Consider the following 17,366-nt stretch of genomic DNA (forward strand, 5'->3'; position numbering starts at 1 on the left):
TAGAGAGCAACGAAACCGCCTGTCAAACGCCCGTCTCCGCAAGGACGCTGCGGCGCGCCTACCGACCGCTCCCCCGATAAATGAGAAACAGCGCCACCGCAAGCAGCAGCGCCCCGGCGAGCCGGTAGCCGTCAACGGGAATGCGCCGCAGGCCAAACAGGCCGAAGTGGTCGATGGCCATGCTCATCGCCAGCTGGCCGACGATCACGGCCATCACGGCGACGCCCACGCCGATCCGCGGCACGGCAAACACCATCGCCGCCACGTACACGGCGCCGATCAGGCCGCCCAGAAGCTGCCACTTCGGCACGCGCAGGACCTCGCCCAGCTGCCCGTGTCCGGCAAAGAGCACGGTCAGGAGCAAGATGAGGGTGCCGACAAAAAAGTTGACCAGCGCACCCTCCAAGGCCCCGATCTTCTTGCCCAGCGTACCGTTGATGGCCGCCTGCACGCTGAGGCCCACACCGGCCAGAAGCATGAGGAGTGTCGTGAACAATCTGGCCATGTTGAACAACCCTCACTTCTCAGGAATAAAATCACCCCATCCCTCATTATCGTAAAAGCCAACGGCCAACCCGACAAGGAATGGGGGAAAGTCATGGCGAAGCGAGAGATAAACGGTATGGTCATGCATGTTAACCCTTCTGATCATCCACTCGTTTCCATTCAAAGATGAGCTCTTCATGCAATGCAATTCGTTCGTCAACCGCTTCCAGCAATTCATCATGGGCTTTCGGAGCATGAAGTCCTTTGCTGTCCAGGTAGTACAAAGCCACATGAACGCCTTCCGATTTGGCAATTTCGATCGCAGGAATTAAATCGCTATCACCTGTTAAGAGAGCAGCGTGGGTAATTAAGCGTTTTGTGCTGTGCATAACCAAGTCTACGGCAAGGTACACGTCCACCCGTTTTTGTTCAAAGATTGGGTCTTCCGTATCCTTGTCGGTTCCCCTATAAGCAAGTTTTCCTTCCCGAACGGTAAAGTTAGGCAATTTGTTTAGAGTACGGAAAAACTTTTGTTTATTTGAAAAGCGTTTCAATTCTTCATCTGTAGGTGATGCAGAAAGATAAGGCAAACAGTTGTAATAATAGACACGCAAAAGGGGAAGATCACGTACCATGAAATCAACAAGCTTTCGATAATCTATTTTTGAATTTTTAAAATATTGAAGAATTTTATCCAAAAAACCTCCATCAATAAAAACTGCAATCCGCTCTCCACGCATTCATAATCCTCCGTTCTGAATTGATCTCAAAGAAATTTAAGGGGGATGCACACGGCATCCCCGTCTCCGGATTCTTGACCTGCCATCCGTTACGCGCTCCATGCGGCGCGCCGAACAGCAGCGATGATTCTGATTCAATAGTATCCACCTTCCCCATCGGCGTCAACCATCCTTCTCGGCAAATCCGCCAAATTTTTTTCTTGTGCTATACTGGAGCAGACGCGGTTTTTTCGCAACAAGGGGGATTTGCCATGTCCATCGACGGCATCGTCCTTCGCTGCCTCGTTCACGAGCTGAACGCCACCTGCGCATCCGGCCGCATCGTCAAGATTCATCAGCCCACGCCATACGACCTCGTCCTCACCGTGCGCGCCCACGGCGAGACGCATCGCCTGCTTCTGTCGGCCAACCCCAGCGCGCCGCGCCTGCACCTGACGGACCAGCCCTTCGCCAACCCGACGGAGCCGCCGATGTTCTGCATGCTGCTGCGCAAGCACCTCGAAGGGGGCGTCCTCCAGGCCATCACCCAGGTGGCCCTGGAGCGGATCGTCCACCTCGACGTGCTGTCCCGCGACGAGCTGGGCGATCCGGCCATCCGCCGCCTGGTGGTGGAAATCATGGGCCGCCACAGCAACATCATCCTCGTCGACCCGAAGACGGGCACCATCCTCGACGGCATCCGCCACGTGACGCCGGCCATCAGCCAGTACCGCGTGGTGCTGCCCGGCCGGCCCTACGTCGCCCCGCCGGCGCAGGACAAGCTGAACCCCCTCGAGACGAGCCGCGACGCCTTCCTCGCCGCCCTCGACTTCAACGCCGGCAAGCTCGACCAGCAGCTTTTGAGCCGCTTCCTCGGCATCGGCCCCGTGCTGGCGCGGGAAATCGTCCACCGCGCCGGGCTGCCGACGCGGGAGGCGCTGTGGGAGGCCTTCTCCCGCATCATGGACGACGTCCGCGCCCACCGCTACCGCCCCACGCGCGTGCGCACCGCCGACGGCAAAGACGTCTTCGCCGCCGTGGCCCTCACCGGCGTCTCCGGCGAGACCCTCGCCTACGACTCGATGAGCCGCCTGCTCGATGATGTCTTTCGGGAGCGGACCGAGCGGGAGGCGATCCACCAGCGCCTGGGCGACCTCGCCCGCGTGGTGAAAAACGAGATCAAGAAGCACGAACGCAAGCGGCAACTCCTGCTCGACACGCTGGCCGAAACGCGCGACGCCGAACGCTACCGCCTCTTCGGCGAGCTGCTGACGGCCCACCTGCACGAGATCCCGCGGGGGGCCAGCGAAGTCCAGCTGCCCAATTACTACGAAGAGGGCCTGCCAATGGTGACCATCCCTCTTGACCCGGCCAAGAGCGCGGCCGAAAATGCGCAGGCCTACTTCAAAAAGTACAACAAGGCCAAGGTTGCCGCGGAAACGGCTGCCGCGCAGCTTGCGCAAGCGGAGGCGGAGCTGCGCTACCTCGAAACCGTCGCCCAGCAGCTGGAGGACGCCACGCTGGCCGACGCGGAAGAGATCCGCGACGAGCTGATCGAGCAGGGCTACCTGAAGCCGGATAAGGGCGGGCGCCGCAAAGGGCGCGAGACCGCGTCCAAGCCGGCCGTCTTCCGTTCCTCGGAAGGGTACACCATCCTCGTCGGCAAGAACAACCGCCAGAACGAACGGCTGCGCCGGCAGGCCGCGCCGTCGGACACCTGGCTGCACGCCAAGGACATCCCCGGCGCCCACGTCATCATCCGCGGCACGGGCTACGGCGAGGCGACGCTCCTGGAGGCGGCGATGCTGGCCGCCTACTTCAGCAAGGCCCGCCACTCGAGCCGGGTGCCCGTCGACTACACGGAGGTGCGCCATGTGCGCAAACCGGCCGGCGCCAAGCCTGGCTTTGTGATCTATGAGCGGCAGAAAACGGTCTACGTGACACCCGACGAGGCCCTTGTGCGCCGGCTCGCCGCGGACGAAGGCGCCGGGCGCGCAGAGGAGATCCGCTAGATGCGCTGCATCGCCGCGCGATCCTTCCGTCCTCGCGCGCCCACACCTATGCACGCATCCCGCGTACGAAGGCCTGCACGTTGCCAAGGCAACAGGCCCCCTGCGGGTTGTTCACCTCGCACCCGCAGCGACCCGCCTTCACGTGGGCGGCGATGGCCGCGGCGGCCGTGCTTTTGCCCGTTCGGGCGAGCTCGTCTTGGATCCGCCGGCGCGTCCACCCAAAACAGTAGCACACCGGAACGTCCGCGCCCGGATCTTTCTGGTAAACGGCCACTTTCACGTCGTCCGTGTCAAACGGACCCCCTTGCCCGCCAAAGTAGACCACCGGGCAATGCGGCGTGGCGCAAAAGGCGTAGGCCGCCTGCGGATCCAGCCGCTCCAGTGCCTCCGGTTTCAGCAGGCTCTTCAAGGTCAGCAGGGCCACCGGCTTCCCCACCTGGCCACAGCCGGGGCAGCGGGACTCTGCGGCGCTCGCTTTCCCGTTCCCGACCGAACAACACTCGCCCATGGATGTCCCTCCTTCCTCATGCCGTCGCCTTTCCCGTCAGATTCGCGTGCAACGGGAAAGGCGGGCCGCATTGTCGGCCACGATGCCTTTCGCCAATTCGATCATCGCCCGCACCCGCACGTCGGTCACAAAATAGACCATGTACCGCCCCTCCTGGCGGGACGAGACGTACCCGCACCACTTCAGACAAGCCAAATGGTTCGAAACCTGGCTTTGCGGCAGGCCAAGCCGCTCCATCAATTCGCTCACCGTGCACGCTTTTTCCAGCAGCACTTCCACAATGCGCAGCCGCGCCGGATGTGCCAACCCTTGAAAAAATTTCGCGTACAACTCGGTTGCGCGTTGCAACTCCTCGTCCGGCCGCCGCTTTTCTTTGCGCATATCGCATGCCTCCCTCATCAAACCCCTTCGCCGTTTCGCCACCAGACAAACCCCATCAGAACCGCCACCATTGCCGTGCCGAGCCAACGCGGCACAAAGCTGCTTCGGCTTTCGGTCGGTTTCCCGCCGCGCAGCTTTCCCCTCTTGGTTAAGCGGAGTTTGTCTCTCTCAAAACTTATTTATATCACAATATCATGATATTGCGTTTTAAATTAAGCGGAAAACACCCGCGAGCAACCCCCCCAGCTCCCCACCGCCGAGTGCGGTCATCGCCACGCAAAGCCCTTAACGCCTATTTTCCCCTTCAAAATGGCACTCCAGCGCATCGGCGATCGCGTTGACCACCGCACCCATTTCGGCCACTCGAGCAGCCGGAAACCCTCGAAAGGCGTCACCCAAGAGGCGCATGAAGCGCGCCCGCACCTGCTCGACATGCCGCCGCCCGGCGTCGGTCAGCCGCACGTGGACCACCCGCCGGTCGTTCCGGATGCGCACCCGCTCAACCAGCCCCTGCTCCTCCAGCTTGTCCACCATCCCCGTCACCGCACCCGGCGTGATGCCCAAGCGGTCGGAAAGGTCGGAAACCTTGGCTGTCCCGTCCTGGGCCAGATGAAACAACAGCCCCATCTGGCCCGGCGTCAACGCCCCTTCCTGGGCTACCGCCAGGAACACCCGTTTCATCTGCAGATTCAAACGGCGAATGCCATGGCCCAGCGCATGGAGCGCCTGCCCATGGTCTGGCACGCGGTTCACGGTCATCGCCCTTTCATGCGGAAACTGTCGGGCATCCTCCCGACGACGGTTTGCCTGTTTCCATGGTACGCCCCCCCACCGATCCCGTCAACGACGGGCTCCACACGTGCAAGAGAGAACGCGTCGCCCTCGCGTCGTCCACAGTGGACACATCCGCACGACAGCCGTGCGTGTAATTTAATCGAGGCCCATCCCGCGCACGCAATCTCCTCGTCGTCGTCCAGCTTGATCCCCTCGTCCGGAAAGGCGATGTGCTTGAAGAACACATAGCCGGCCAGGAGAGAGAAGCCCACGCGGACGATGACCGCCGGCGGCAGGTTGCGAAACTCGCCGTCGCGGATCTTCTTCTCCACGAACGACGTCATGAGGGTCCGGGCTCGCTTGGCGATATGTTCGATGATCGCCTCGCGAATCTCGGGATGGAAGGCGGCTTCCTGCAGGAGGATGCGGAACCGGTCCCAGTTCTGCTCCACCAGCTCGAGCCGATTTTTGCACACCCGCCGCAGGGTTTCCTCCGTGGACAACGACGGATCGCCGAAGATCGCCTGCACGTCGCGCAGCATCCGCGGCGACAGAAACTTTACCAGCAGCGGAACGACAACGGCCAGCAAGATGTCCTTTTTCGTCTTGTAGTGGCGAAAGATCGTCCCCTCCGCCACGCCGGCCTCCTTGACAATTTCGCTGGTGGTGCTGGCGTGAAACCCCTTTTCCGAAAAGAGTTTCACCGCGCGTGTTCCTTTTTCTCCAAAACCGCAAAGAGGCTGGAAAGCGAACGTCCCATCGTCGTTCCTCCTCAGCGACGTCGGTATGCCAGGGTGAAGGCGATCCTTCTCCTACGGTTATCGGCAGATGCCGCTCCTTCGTGAAGCACATTCGGCCCGCGCCAGCCCCTTTTTCTTCGCCGGCGTTTGGGCTAGGATGAGGGCAGACCCCATATCCCTCGGAACGGGTGAGTCGGGATGAAGGTGATCGTGACGACGCTGAACGCCAAATACATCCATACCTGTTTGGCCTTGCGCTACCTGAAGAGCTTCGCCGAGCCGGAGTTTCCGGTGACGATGAAGGAATACACCATCAAGGACCCGGCGATGAACATCGCCATGGACCTGTACAAGGAAGACCCCGATGTCATCGGCTTCAGCTGCTACATCTGGAACATCGAGCAGACGATTCCCGTCCTCCACATCCTGAAGAAAGTGAAGCCCGACGTGCACATCGTCCTCGGCGGCCCCGAGGTGTCGTACGATCTCGAATACTGGTTCCGGCGCATTCCTGAAGTGGACTTCATCGTCTACGGCGAAGGGGAGGAGACGTTTAAGGAGCTGCTGGCGGAAATCGCCGGCGAACAAAACTATCGCCGCGTCTTGGGGCTCGCCTACCGCGACGCGGACGGCACCGTGGTGGTCAACCCGCCGCGGCCCAAACTGGACCTGCGCCGTATCCCCTCGCCGTACCGCTTCCCCGAAGACCGCCCGCACCTCTCCAACCGCATCGTCTACATGGAAACCAGCCGCGGCTGTCCCTTCCGCTGCCAGTTCTGCCTGTCGTCCGTCGAAAACGGGGTGCGCTACTTCGACCTCGACCGGATCAAGGAAGACATCCTCTACCTCGTCCAGAACGGGGCCAGGACGATCAAGTTCGTCGACCGCACCTTCAACATCCACCGCACCTACGCCATGGAGCTGTTTCGCTTCCTGATCGACCACCACGGCGGGTGCGTGTTCCAGTTCGAGATCACCGCCGACATCCTGCGCCCGGAGATCGTCGAGTTTCTGAACGAATACGCGCCGCCGGGCGTCTTCCGCTTTGAGATCGGGGTGCAATCGACGAACGCGCTCACCAACGCCCTCGTCCAGCGGAAGCAGAACTTCGAGAAGCTCTCCCGCACCGTGCGCAAGATCAAGGAAGGCAGGAAAATCGTCCAGCACCTCGACCTCATCGCCGGGCTGCCGGAGGAAGACTACGCCTCCTTCAAAAAGACGTTCAACGACGTGTTCGCCCTCGAGCCGGAGGAGCTGCAGCTGGGCTTTCTGAAGCTCCTGCGCGGCACGGGCTTGCGCCGCGACGCGGACAAGTACGGGTACGTCTACACCGAGCACGCCCCTTATGAGGTACTGGCCAACCGCGTCCTTTCCTTCGACGACGTCATCCGCATCAAGCGGGCCGAGGACATCTTGGAAAAATACTGGAATAGCCATTACCTCGATGAGACAGTTAAATTTCTGACGCGGCACGCGTTCGAAACGCCCTTCGATTTCTTCCAGGAATTTGGCGACTACTGGGCCGAGCGGGGGTGGAGCCGCATCGGCCACCAGCTGGAAGACCTGTTCCTCCGCCTGCGCGAATTCCTGGAGGCGCGGGGCACCCCCAACCTGCCGGTCATCGAGGGACTCATGAAATACGATTACCTGACCCATTACCGGCACAAGCCGCGGGCCGTCTGGTGGACGGCGATGGGCAAGGAGGAGCGTCAGCCCCTCCTCCGCCGCCTGGCCGAGGAGCCCGAGGCGGTCTCGGCGGATTTCGCCGCCCTCCAGCTGTCGGAAGCGGAGCTGGCCAAGCGCTGCCACGTGGAGGTGCTGCCCTTTGACCTTTCCCATTACCGGGAAACCGGCGCCATTCGCCGCGAGCCGAGCGCCCTGATCGTCCACTACGACCCCACGCAGGGCAAGGGCCAGCCCTTCGCCGTCCCCCTCGCGCGTCTGGGCCTTTCCCTTGCCGCCGCCCAATGACACCACCCGTCTCGGACAACAGCTCGCGAACGTCAAAACCCGGTTGCCAGGGCAACCGGGTTTCGATTTTGCAAGCCTCCTGTCGCACCTTCCCCGCACCTACCGCCCCCACCGCTCCGGGTCCTCGCGCCAGGCGCGGAGCACGGCCAGCTGATCCTCGGAGATGCGCCCCTCGGTACGGGCCACGTCAAGGAGCACGGCGTAGCGGCACAGGGCCACCAGCGGTACGTTTGCGGCGGCAAAGTTTTGTTTCGCCGCCGGCAATTCGTAGGTGAAGATGGCGAACACGCCCACCACGTGGGCGCCCTCCTCGCGCAGCGCCGCCGCCGCAGCCAGGCTGCTTCCGCCGGTGGAGACGAGGTCCTCGATCACCGCCACCCGCTGCCCCGGCAACAGGTGCCCCTCGATGCGGCTTTGCTTGCCGTGGTCCTTGGCCTTGGCCCGCACGTAGACCATGGGCAGCGCAAGTCGCTCGGCCACCCACGCGGCGTGGGGAATGCCGGCGGTGGCCGTGCCGGCGATCACGTCGACAGTACCGGCCTGGGCGCCAATGGACGCGGCCAGCGCCGCCGCCACCTTGGCCCGCAGGTCGGGGTACGCCAGCAGCAGCCGGTTGTCGCAGTAGATCGGCGCGCGCAGCCCCGACGACCAGGTGAAGGGCGCGTCGGGGCGGAGCGTCACCGCGCCGATGGCGAGCAGGGCCTGGGCAATCTCCCGCTCGGTGAGAATCGCGCCCGCCCCTTGCGTCTCTCGTTCGGTTGCCACATCCACCGCCTCCTTCGTCGTGCAAGATGCTGGAAATGAGCCCTACGGTTCTGGGGTCATGCGCCGTTGCCCCGCGCATGCCGCCGACTCGCCCTGCCCTGGCGTTCTCCTCCATCGGCGCGTTCTGCGCCCTGCACCGCTATCCCGGCCTCCCGGTTCTCCAACGCTCCGGCCACCTCGGCCACCACCCGCTCATACGCCGCGCGCGGGTCGGGCGCGGCCGTCACCGGGCGGCCGACGACGAGGAAGTCGGCTCCGCGGCGGATGGCGTCGGCCGGCGTCACCGCGCGCGCCTGATCGCCTCGCGCCGCGCCGGCCGGGCGGATGCCCGGCGTCACTGCGACGAAGGCAGGGCCGCACGATGCCTTCACCGCCGGCACTTCCCGCGCCGAGGCGACGACGCCGTCGCACCCGGCTTCCCGCGCCAGGAGGGCGTAGCGCAGGACGGCCTCCTCCACGCCGCCCGGCACGCCGATCTCCTCGTTCAGCGTCCGCGCGTCGATGCTGGTGAGCACGGTGACGGCGAGGAGCAGCGGGCGGCGCTGGCCCGGCGTGAGGGCCCGCTCCACGCCGGCACGGGCCGCCTCCAGCATCGCCCGGCCGCCGGCGGCATGGACGGTGACCATGTCCACGCCGAGGCGGGTGAGGCTTTCCATCGCTCCCTTCACCGTGTTGGGGATGTCGTGGCCCTTTAGGTCAAGGAAGACGGCCAGGCCCCGCGCCTTGAGCGACGCGATGTAGGCCGGGCCAGCGGCGTAAAAAAGCTGCATGCCCACCTTCACGGTACGAACGGCCCCGTCCAAACGCGCCAGCAGGGCGTCGGCCTCTTCCGCCGTCGCCACATCGAGGGCGACGATAACGCTCTCGGCCGCGGCGCGCGCCGACGCCGCCGCGGCATCGCCGGGAATTCGACGTCCCGCCGCCATCACCGGCGCACCTCCGCGAGCGCCCGCACCTGGGGCGTCTCGACCGGCGGCAGGGCCTCGACCGACAGCGTCATCGCCTCGATCACCTGCAGGAGGGCCCGCGCCGTGTCGAGGGAGGTGAGGCAGGGCACGCCGCGTTCTACCGCTTCGCGGCGGATGCGGAAGCCGTCGCGCGCCGGCGTCTTGCCCTTCGTCAGCGTGTTGATGACGAGGTCCGCCTCGCCGTTGCGGATCACGTCGAGGAGGGTGGGCTCCCCTTCTTCCAGCTTGTTCACCCGCTCGACGCGCAGGCCATGGGCGGCGAGGAAGGCCGCCGTCCCCCGCGTCGCCAACAGGCGGAAGCCGAGGGCGTCGAAGCGGCGGGCGATATCGAGGGCCTCTTCCTTGTCCTTGTCGGCCACGGTGAGGAGCACCGTGCCGGTAGTGGGATCGCGCACGCCCGAGGCGACGAGCCCCTTGTACAGGGCCTTCTCCAGCGTCACGTCGCGGCCCATCACCTCGCCGGTCGACTTCATCTCCGGCCCGAGCGTCACGTCGACGCGGTGCAGCTTGGCGAAGGAGAAGACCGGCACCTTGACCGACACGGCGCGGTCTTCCGGCCAGAGGCCGCCCACGTAGCCCTGGTCGCGCAAGGTGCGGCCGAGGATGGCCTTCGTCGCCACGTTGGCCATCGGCACGCCCGTCACCTTGCTCAGGAAGGGCACCGTCCGCGAGGCGCGCGGGTTGACCTCCAAGACGTACACTTCGCCGCCGCAGGCGACGAACTGAATGTTGACCAGGCCGACGATACGAAGTTCCTTGGCGATGCGCGTGGTGATGTCGACGACGCGCGCCTTCACCTCCGCCGGCACCGTCTGCGTCGGGTAGACGGCGATGGAGTCACCGGAATGGACGCCGGCGCGCTCGATGTGCTCCATCACGCCGGGGATGAGCACCTCCTCCCCGTCGCAGATGGCGTCCACCTCCAGCTCCTTGCCCTGCAGGTAGCGGTCGATCAGCACCGGCTTGTCCGGACTTGTGCGCACCGCCTCGCGCATGTACGCTTCGAGCTCCGCCTCGCTGTAGACGATCTCCATCGCCCGCCCGCCGAGGACGTAGGACGGCCGCACGAGCACGGGGAAGCCCAGCTCCCGCGCCGCCTGGTGCGCCTCCTCCAGCGAGGTGGCCGTGCGCCCCGGCGGCTGCGGAATGCCGAGGCGGCGCAGGAAGCGCTCAAAGCGCTCGCGGTCTTCCGCCTCGTCGATGTGGGCGAGGTCGGTACCGAGGATCCTCACCCCGGCGGCATGGAGCGGGGCGGCCAGGTTGATCGCCGTCTGCCCGCCGAACTGGACGATGACGCCCTCGGGGTTTTCCTCCTCGATGACGTTGAGCACGTCCTCGAGGTACAGCGGTTCGAAGTAGAGGCGGTCGGCGGTGTTGAAGTCGGTGGAAACCGTCTCCGGGTTGTTGTTGACGATCACCGCCTCGTAGCCCGCTTCCCGGATGGCCCACACGGCGTGGACGGTGGCGTAGTCGAACTCAATGCCCTGGCCGATGCGGATGGGGCCGGAACCGAGAACGACGACGCGCTTTCGGCCCGTCTCCACGCGCTCGTTCTCCTCTTCGTAGGTGCTGTAGTAGTACGGCGTGGCCGCTTCAAATTCGGCGGCGCAGGTGTCGACCATCTTGTACACCGGGCGAATGCCCCAGGCCTTGCGCAGCGCGCGCACCTCCTCCTCCGATTTGCCGACGAGCTCGCCGATCTTCCGGTCGGTGAAGCCCAGGCACTTGGCCCGGCGCAGCATCTCGCCATCGAGGCCGTTCGCCCGAAGCGCCTCCTCAAAGCGGACGATGCCGGCGATCTTGTGCAGGAAGAAGCGGTCGATCTTCGTCCGCACGTGCACGTCGTCCACGCCCCACCCGCGGCGAAAGGCCTCGGCGATGAGGAAGAGGCGCTCGTCGTCGGCCTCCTCCAGGCGGCGTGCCATCTCCGCGTCGGAAACCGCCCGCAGGTGGGACAGCTCGAGGTGGTAGGCGCCGATCTCCAGCGACCGCACCGCCTTGAGCAGCGACTCCTCGAAGGTCCGCCCGATGGCCATCACCTCGCCGGTGGCCTTCATCTGCGTGCCGAGGGTGCGGCTGGCGTCGGTGAACTTGTCGAAGGGCCAGCGCGGGATTTTCGTCACCACGTAGTCGAGGGCCGGCTCGAAGGCGGCGTACGTGCGGCCGGTCACCGGGTTGCGGAGCTCATCCAGCGTGTAGCCGATGGCGATCTTGGCCGCCATCTTGGCGATCGGGTAGCCCGTCGCCTTTGAGGCCAGGGCGCTCGAGCGGCTCACCCGCGGGTTGACCTCGATCACGTAGTAGCGCGCGCTGTGCGGGTCGAGGGCGAACTGCACGTTGCACCCGCCGCGGATGTCGAGGGCCTCGATGATGCGCAGCGCGGCGTCGCGCAGCATCTGGACTTCGCCGTCGGTGAGGGTCTGGCACGGCGCGACGACGATGCTGTCGCCGGTGTGGATACCGACGGGGTCGACATTCTCCATGTGGCAGACGACGATGCCATTCCCCGCACCGTCGCGCATCACCTCGTACTCGATCTCCTTGTACCCCGCAATCGACTTTTCGATCAGGCACTGGCGGATCGGGCTGGCGCGCAGCCCCGCGGCAACGATGGCGCGCAAGGACGCCTCGTCGACGGCGATGCCGCCGCCCGTCCCGCCGAGGGTGTACGCCGGGCGGACGATCACCGGATAGCCGACTTCCTCGGCGAACGCGACGGCTTCCTCCACTGTGTGCACAATGGCGCTCTCCGGGACCGGCTCGCCCAGCTCCCGCATCAGGGCGCGGAACTTCTCGCGGTCCTCGGCCTTCTGGATGGCGTCGAGGTCGGTGCCGAGGAGCTCCACCCCTTCGCGCGCGAGCACGCCCGCCTCGGCCAGCTCCACGGCCAGGTTGAGGCCGGTCTGCCCGCCGAGGGTGGCGAGAAGCCCGTCGGGCCGCTCTTGGCGGATCACCTTCGTCACGAACTCCGCCGTCAGCGGCTCGATGTACACCCGATCGGCCATGTTCGTGTCGGTCATGATCGTCGCCGGGTTGCTGTTGATCAGCACCACCTCCAGCCCCTCTTCCTTCAGGGCCTGGCACGCCTGCGTCCCGGCGTAGTCGAACTCCGCGGCCTGGCCGATCACAATCGGCCCCGAACCGATGACGAGCACTTTTTTCAGGTCAGCCCTGCGCGGCATGGCACACGCCTCCCTTCCGGCTTTGGGCGATGAGGTCGAGGAACCGATCGAAGAGATCGCGCGTGTCGTGGGGCCCCGGGGCGGCCTCCGGGTGGAACTGCACGGAGAAGGCGGGAAGCGCCCTGTGCCGGAGCCCCTCCACCGTGCCGTCGTTGACGTTGACGTGGGTGACCACGAGGTCCGTGCCGGCCACCGACTCCGGCTTCACGGCATAGCCGTGGTTCTGGGCGGTGAGGACCACGCGGCCGGTGGCGAGGTCCTTCACCGGGTGGTTCGCGCCGCGGTGACCGAAGGGGAGCTTCGCCGTGTCGGCACCGCAGGCCAGGGCGAAGAGCTGGTGGCCCAGGCAGATGCCAAAGAGCGGGTAGCGCCCGAGCAGGCGGCGCACCGTCTCCACGGCGTGGGGCACGTCCTTCGGGTCGCCCGGGCCGTTGGAAAGGAGCACGCCGTCCGGGGCCAGGGCGTCGATTTCCTCGGCCGTCGTGTCGTGGGGCACGATCACCACGTCGCAGCCCCGCCGGACCAGCTCGCGCACGATGCCCAGCTTGGCGCCGAAGTCCACCACCACGACGCGCGGACCGGGACCCGGCACGCGCTGGACGCGCGCCGTCGACACGCGGGCCACTTGGTCGCGAAGCGGCGCGGCGGCCCGGAGCCGCTCCAGGAGGGCGGGCACCGGATCGTCCGACGTCGTCAGCAGGCCGCGCATCGTCCCGTAGCGGCGGATGCGCCGCGTCAGCATGCGCGTGTCGACGCCGCTGAGACCGGGAATGCCGAGCCGCGCAAGGAGCGCATCGAGCGTCTCGCCGGCGCGCCAGTGGCTGGGCGTCGCCCAGTGTTCCCGCACGACGAAGCCAAACGCCGCCGGATGAACCGATTCAAAGTCGTCGCGGTTCACCCCGTAGTTGCCGATGAGGGGGTAGGTCATGACGACGATCTGCCCGCAGTAGGACGGGTCGGAGAGCACCTCTTGGTAGCCGGTCATCCCCGTGTTGAACACCACCTCCCCGATCCGCTCGACCTTTGCGCCGAAGGCCGTGCCTTCAAAGACCGTGCCGTCTTCCAACACCAATCGCGCGCGCATGGGGATCACCCTTTCCGCGTGAAAAGGCCGAAGGTTTTGTATTGTCACGTCAGGGCAAACCGCGCCGGGTCCTGCCACGTCACGCGCCCTTCCAGCATCGTCAGCACCGGCCAGCCCTTCAGCCGCCAGCCGGCAAAGGGGGTGTTGCGTCCCTTGCTGGCAAAGGCGGCGGGATCCACCGCCCGCTCCGCCTCCAGGTCAACCAGCGTCAGGTCGGCCGCCGCGCCGACGGCCAGCCGCCCGTAGGGCAAGCCGAAGGCCTGCGCCGGCTTGACGGTCAGCCAGTCGACGAGCTGCTGGAGCGTGCAGATGCCCGTTTCCACCAGGTGCGTGTACAGGAGGGGGAAGGCCGTCTCCAGTCCGACGATGCCGAAGGGCGCCGCCGCCATGTCCCGCGCCTTCTCCTCCGCCGTATGGGGGGCGTGGTCGGTGGCGATGAAGTCGATCGTGCCGTCGAGCAGCCCTTCGATCAGCGCCTCCCGATCCTCCCGCGAACGGAGCGGCGGGTTCATCTTCCAGTTGGCGTCCGGCGCGGGGATGTCCGCGTCGCACAGGAGGAGGTGGTGCGGCGTCACCTCGGCCGTCACCGGCACGCCTAACGCCTTCGCCTGCCGCACGAAGGCCACCGATTCCTTCGCGCTGAGGTGCAGCACGTGGTAGCGACAGCCCGTCTCCATGGTCAGGGCGATGTCCCGCGCCACCTGCACCGCCTCGGCCGACCCGGGGATGCCCGGCAGGCCAAAGCGGCGGGCGAAGGCGCCGTCGTGCACCGCCCCCGCGCCGGCCAGGGCCTCGTCCTCGCAGTGGGCGGCGACGACGAGGCCCAGCTGGGCCGCTTCGCGCATCGCCGCGCGCATCACAGCGGCGTTCTGCACGCCGCGCCCGTCGTCGGTGACGGCCAGGGCGCCGGCGTCGCGCAGGGCACGGAAGTCCGCGAGCTCGCGCCCGGCCTGCTCGCGCGTGATGCAGGCGAAGGGGAGCACGCGCGCGGCCCCCTCCCGCTCCGCCTTCGCGCGCACCCAGCGGACAAGCTCCGGCCGGTCGAGGGGCGGGCGCGTGTTCGGCATGCAGGCGACGGTGGTGAAGCCCCCGCGCGCCGCCGCCTGCGTGCCGGTGGCGATCGTCTCCTTCGCCTCGAAGCCCGGCTCGCGCAGGTGGACGTGCAGGTCCACGAGGCCCGGCAGGACGAGCAGGCCCGATGCGTCGACGACGTCATGGCCGGCGTCGGGCAGGCGAGGGCCGAGGGCGGCGATCCGCCCGCCGTCGATGAGCACGTCCCGCCGCCTTGGGTGGCCGCGTTCGTCGAGGACCCAGCCACCGCGAATCACGAGGCCCATCCGGCATCGCCTCCCTGTACGGCCCGCTCGAGGACGGCCATGCGCACGGCCACGCCGTTTTCCACCTGGCGGAAGATGAGCGCGCGCGGGTCTTCCACCAGTTCGTCGGCGATCTCCACCCCGCGGTTGACCGGCGCCGGGTGCAGGATCACGGCATGGGGCTTCATCCGCCGCGCCCGCTCCACCGTCAGCCCGTAGCGCGCCAGGTAATCCTCCGGCACCGCCGCCGGGTCGACGTGGCGCTCCCGCTGCACGCGGAGCATCATCACCACGTCGGCCGCCTCCACCGCCTCATCGACGGACACCACCTCGGCCAGACCGCCGTGGCCGTGCCAGAGAAGGGGCTCCGGCCCGGCGAAGAGGACGCGGGCGCCGAACTTCGTTAGCCCGTACAGGTTGGAGCGCGCCACGCGGCTGTGCGCGATGTCGCCGATGATGGCCACCGTCAGCCCCTCGAGGCGCCCAAAGCGCTGGCGGATGGTCAGCATGTCGAGGAGGGCCTGGGTTGGGTGCTCGTTCGCCCCGTCGCCGGCGTTGACGAGGCGCATGGCCAGGCGCGGGGCCAGCTCCGCCAGCACGCCGGGTTCCGCCAGGCGCACGACGGCCGCCTCCACGCCCATCGCCTCCAGCGTGCGCAGCGTGTCGTAGAGGCTTTCCCCTTTTTGCACGCTGCTCGTCGCCGCGCTGAAGTTGAGCACGTCGGCGCCGAGGCGCCTCGCCGCCACCTCGAAGGAAAACCGCGTGCGCGTGCTCGGCTCGAAGAACAGGTTGGCCACAAACCGGCCGCGCAGCGCGTCGCTCCGCGCGTGGGGATGCTCGGCCCACCACTGGGCGCGGTCGAGCAGGGCACAGATGGCCTCCGGGGACAGCTCTTTCAAGCCGATCAGGTCGTGCCCGCCCGCCTTGCCATTCGACGGGCCGCCGCGCGCAGGTGCAGCCGCCGGATCCACGGGGTGCCTGCGGTCGGGCGCAGGATTCGGACGCGGATTTCGGATTGCCGTCGCCATGGGGAATCCTCCTTTCGCCCGTTTCGTCACGACACGCGCGCCTTGGCTGGCGCCGCCTCGGGACGCGCCTCCTCCTGCCGTTTGCCCGGCAGGAGGGCTGCCAGCAGCATGCCGAGGAAGGTGGCCATGGCGATGTTGTCGACGGCCAGCCCCGGCAGCTCCAGCTTGAAACCCCCGATGCCCGCCACCAGCACCACGGCGGCGATGGCCATGGTGCGCCGGTCGGAAAAGTCGGTGCGGTGCTCGACGAACATGCGCAGCCCCTGGACGGCGATGATGCCGAAGAGGAGGATCATCACCCCGCCGAGGACGGGCTTCGGCGTCTGCTGCAGCACCGCGCTCAGCTTCTCGCAGAAGGCGAAGGCGATGGCGAAGACCGCGGCCAGGGCGATGACGTGGCGGCTGAAGACGCGGGTGATGGCGAGCACGCCGATGTTCTCGCCGTAGGTGGTGTTCGGCGGGCCGCCGAGGAAGGCCGCCAGCGACGTGGCCAGCCCGTCGCCGAGCAGGGTGCGATGCAGGCCGGGATCCCGCATCAGGTCGCGCTCCATCACCTTGCCCGTCACGAGCAGGTGGCCGATGTGCTCGGTCAGGGTGACGAAGGCGACGGGGACGATCACCAGAGCAGCCAGCCATTTCGCCGGGTCGGCCATCGCCGCCAGCACCTCGCCGACGAGGAGCTTCTGCTGCACAAAGGCGACCGGATCGATGAACCAGCGGGCCTTGGCGATGGCGTGGGCGTCGATCATCGCCGGGTGGCGCAGCGCGGCGTAGGCGTACCCGCCGACAATGCCCACCAGGACAGGGATCAGCGACAGGAAGCCGCGAAAGGCCGTCATCGCGGCGAGGGTAACCGCCAGGGTGACGAGGGCCACCTCCACGGCCGCCAGTGAATACCGCTCAGGGTTGGCCGGATCGTGCACGGCCCAGTTGACCGCCACCCCCGCCAAACTCAGCCCGATCACGGCAACGACGGCTCCAATCACCACCGGCGGAAGGAGGCGGTTCAGCCAGCCAACGCCTGTTCGGGCCACCACCGCCGCCACGACGGTGTACACCAGCCCGGCCAGCAGGCAGCCGAGGAGCGCCGTGCCCTTGCCGTGCTCCGCCGACACCGTCAGAATCGGCCCGATGAAGGCGAAGGACGAACCGAGATAGTTGGGCACCTTGCCTTTGGTCAGCGCGAGGAAGAGCAGCGTGCCGAGGCCGCTGGTGAGCAGGGCCACGCTGACGTCGAGACCGGTGATGATCGGCACGAGCACCGTGGCCCCGAACATGGCGAAGAGATGCTGGACGCTCAAGGGAATCAGCCGGCTGAACGCCGGACGCTCATGGACATCGACATAGCCTTTTCCGTTCATGGACACATCCTCCTTTTGGGAATCGAGGCTTGCGGGCACAAAAAAACCTCTCTGCGCGAGGCGCAAAGAGG

At 66.4% G+C, this 17,366-nt stretch carries 15 protein-coding genes; 2 read left to right on the top strand and 13 right to left on the bottom strand.

Features of this window, described 5'->3' with window-relative positions; translation table 11 throughout:
- Positions 1-58: 58 nt before the first annotated feature.
- Positions 59-505, bottom strand: a complete 447-nt coding sequence (locus IEX61_RS01050) for a DMT family transporter (protein ID WP_054672725.1) — start codon at positions 503-505, stop codon at positions 59-61.
- A gap of 130 nt (positions 506-635) precedes the next feature.
- Positions 636-1,226, bottom strand: a complete 591-nt coding sequence (locus IEX61_RS01055) for an NYN domain-containing protein (RefSeq protein ID WP_083463105.1) — start codon at positions 1,224-1,226, stop codon at positions 636-638.
- Between the two features lie 251 nt (positions 1,227-1,477).
- Between IEX61_RS01055 and IEX61_RS01060 the strand changes: the two genes are divergently transcribed.
- Positions 1,478-3,217 carry an Rqc2 family fibronectin-binding protein gene (locus IEX61_RS01060; protein ID WP_188816562.1) on the top strand — a complete coding sequence of 580 codons (1,740 nt, stop codon included), beginning with the start codon at positions 1,478-1,480 and terminating at the stop codon, positions 3,215-3,217.
- A 46-nt stretch (positions 3,218-3,263) separates the two neighbouring features.
- On the opposite strand, the gene IEX61_RS01065 is transcribed toward IEX61_RS01060, so the two are convergent.
- The 4 genes from IEX61_RS01065 to IEX61_RS01080 all read right to left on the bottom strand — a co-directional run bounded on the left by IEX61_RS01065 (position 3,264) and on the right by IEX61_RS01080 (position 5,584).
- Positions 3,264-3,725 (bottom strand): putative iron-sulfur cluster-binding metallochaperone, encoded by a 462-nt coding sequence (locus IEX61_RS01065; protein ID WP_054671377.1) that lies wholly within the window; start codon positions 3,723-3,725, stop codon positions 3,264-3,266.
- A gap of 36 nt (positions 3,726-3,761) precedes the next feature.
- Positions 3,762-4,106 carry an ArsR/SmtB family transcription factor gene (locus IEX61_RS01070; RefSeq protein ID WP_054671380.1) on the bottom strand — a complete coding sequence of 115 codons (345 nt, stop codon included), beginning with the start codon at positions 4,104-4,106 and terminating at the stop codon, positions 3,762-3,764.
- 285 nt (positions 4,107-4,391) lie between these two features.
- Entirely contained in the window at positions 4,392-4,859 is a 468-nt protein-coding gene (locus IEX61_RS01075; protein ID WP_188816563.1) for a MarR family winged helix-turn-helix transcriptional regulator, read from the bottom strand.
- A 2-nt stretch (positions 4,860-4,861) separates the two neighbouring features.
- Positions 4,862-5,584 (bottom strand): TetR/AcrR family transcriptional regulator, encoded by a 723-nt coding sequence (locus IEX61_RS01080; protein WP_054671388.1) that lies wholly within the window; start codon positions 5,582-5,584, stop codon positions 4,862-4,864.
- Between the two features lie 234 nt (positions 5,585-5,818).
- Between IEX61_RS01080 and IEX61_RS01085 the strand changes: the two genes are divergently transcribed.
- Positions 5,819-7,591 (top strand): B12-binding domain-containing radical SAM protein, encoded by a 1,773-nt coding sequence (locus tag IEX61_RS01085; protein WP_188816564.1) that lies wholly within the window; start codon positions 5,819-5,821, stop codon positions 7,589-7,591.
- A 99-nt stretch (positions 7,592-7,690) separates the two neighbouring features.
- Here the strand turns inward: IEX61_RS01085 and pyrE are convergent, their stop codons facing one another.
- From pyrE to IEX61_RS01120, 7 genes are read right to left on the bottom strand one after another with little or no spacing between them, the layout of a single operon-like run.
- Complete coding sequence (gene pyrE / locus IEX61_RS01090) at positions 7,691-8,356, bottom strand: orotate phosphoribosyltransferase (RefSeq protein WP_229725568.1); 666 nt, start codon at positions 8,354-8,356, stop codon at positions 7,691-7,693.
- A gap of 56 nt (positions 8,357-8,412) precedes the next feature.
- Entirely contained in the window at positions 8,413-9,282 is an 870-nt protein-coding gene (gene pyrF, locus IEX61_RS01095) for an orotidine-5'-phosphate decarboxylase (protein WP_188816601.1), read from the bottom strand.
- Positions 9,282-12,506, bottom strand: a complete 3,225-nt coding sequence (carB, locus tag IEX61_RS01100) for a carbamoyl-phosphate synthase large subunit (RefSeq protein WP_188816565.1) — start codon at positions 12,504-12,506, stop codon at positions 9,282-9,284. Before carB ends, pyrF begins: the two co-directional genes overlap by 1 nt.
- The gene (locus IEX61_RS01105; RefSeq protein ID WP_188816566.1) at positions 12,490-13,590 is read right to left on the bottom strand and encodes a carbamoyl phosphate synthase small subunit; all 1,101 of its coding nucleotides are present in this window, start codon (positions 13,588-13,590) and stop codon (positions 12,490-12,492) included. Before IEX61_RS01105 ends, carB begins: the two co-directional genes overlap by 17 nt.
- 44 nt (positions 13,591-13,634) lie before the next feature.
- Positions 13,635-14,927 (bottom strand): dihydroorotase, encoded by a 1,293-nt coding sequence (pyrC, locus tag IEX61_RS01110; protein WP_188816567.1) that lies wholly within the window; start codon positions 14,925-14,927, stop codon positions 13,635-13,637.
- Entirely contained in the window at positions 14,915-15,934 is a 1,020-nt protein-coding gene (locus IEX61_RS01115) for an aspartate carbamoyltransferase catalytic subunit (protein ID WP_188816568.1), read from the bottom strand. Before IEX61_RS01115 ends, pyrC begins: the two co-directional genes overlap by 13 nt.
- A gap of 26 nt (positions 15,935-15,960) precedes the next feature.
- Positions 15,961-17,295, bottom strand: a complete 1,335-nt coding sequence (locus IEX61_RS01120; RefSeq protein ID WP_054669607.1) for a solute carrier family 23 protein — start codon at positions 17,293-17,295, stop codon at positions 15,961-15,963.
- Positions 17,296-17,366 lie beyond the last annotated feature (71 nt).

Source organism: Calditerricola satsumensis (assembly GCF_014646935.1).
Taxonomy (GTDB): Bacteria; Bacillota; Bacilli; order Calditerricolales; family Calditerricolaceae; genus Calditerricola; species Calditerricola satsumensis.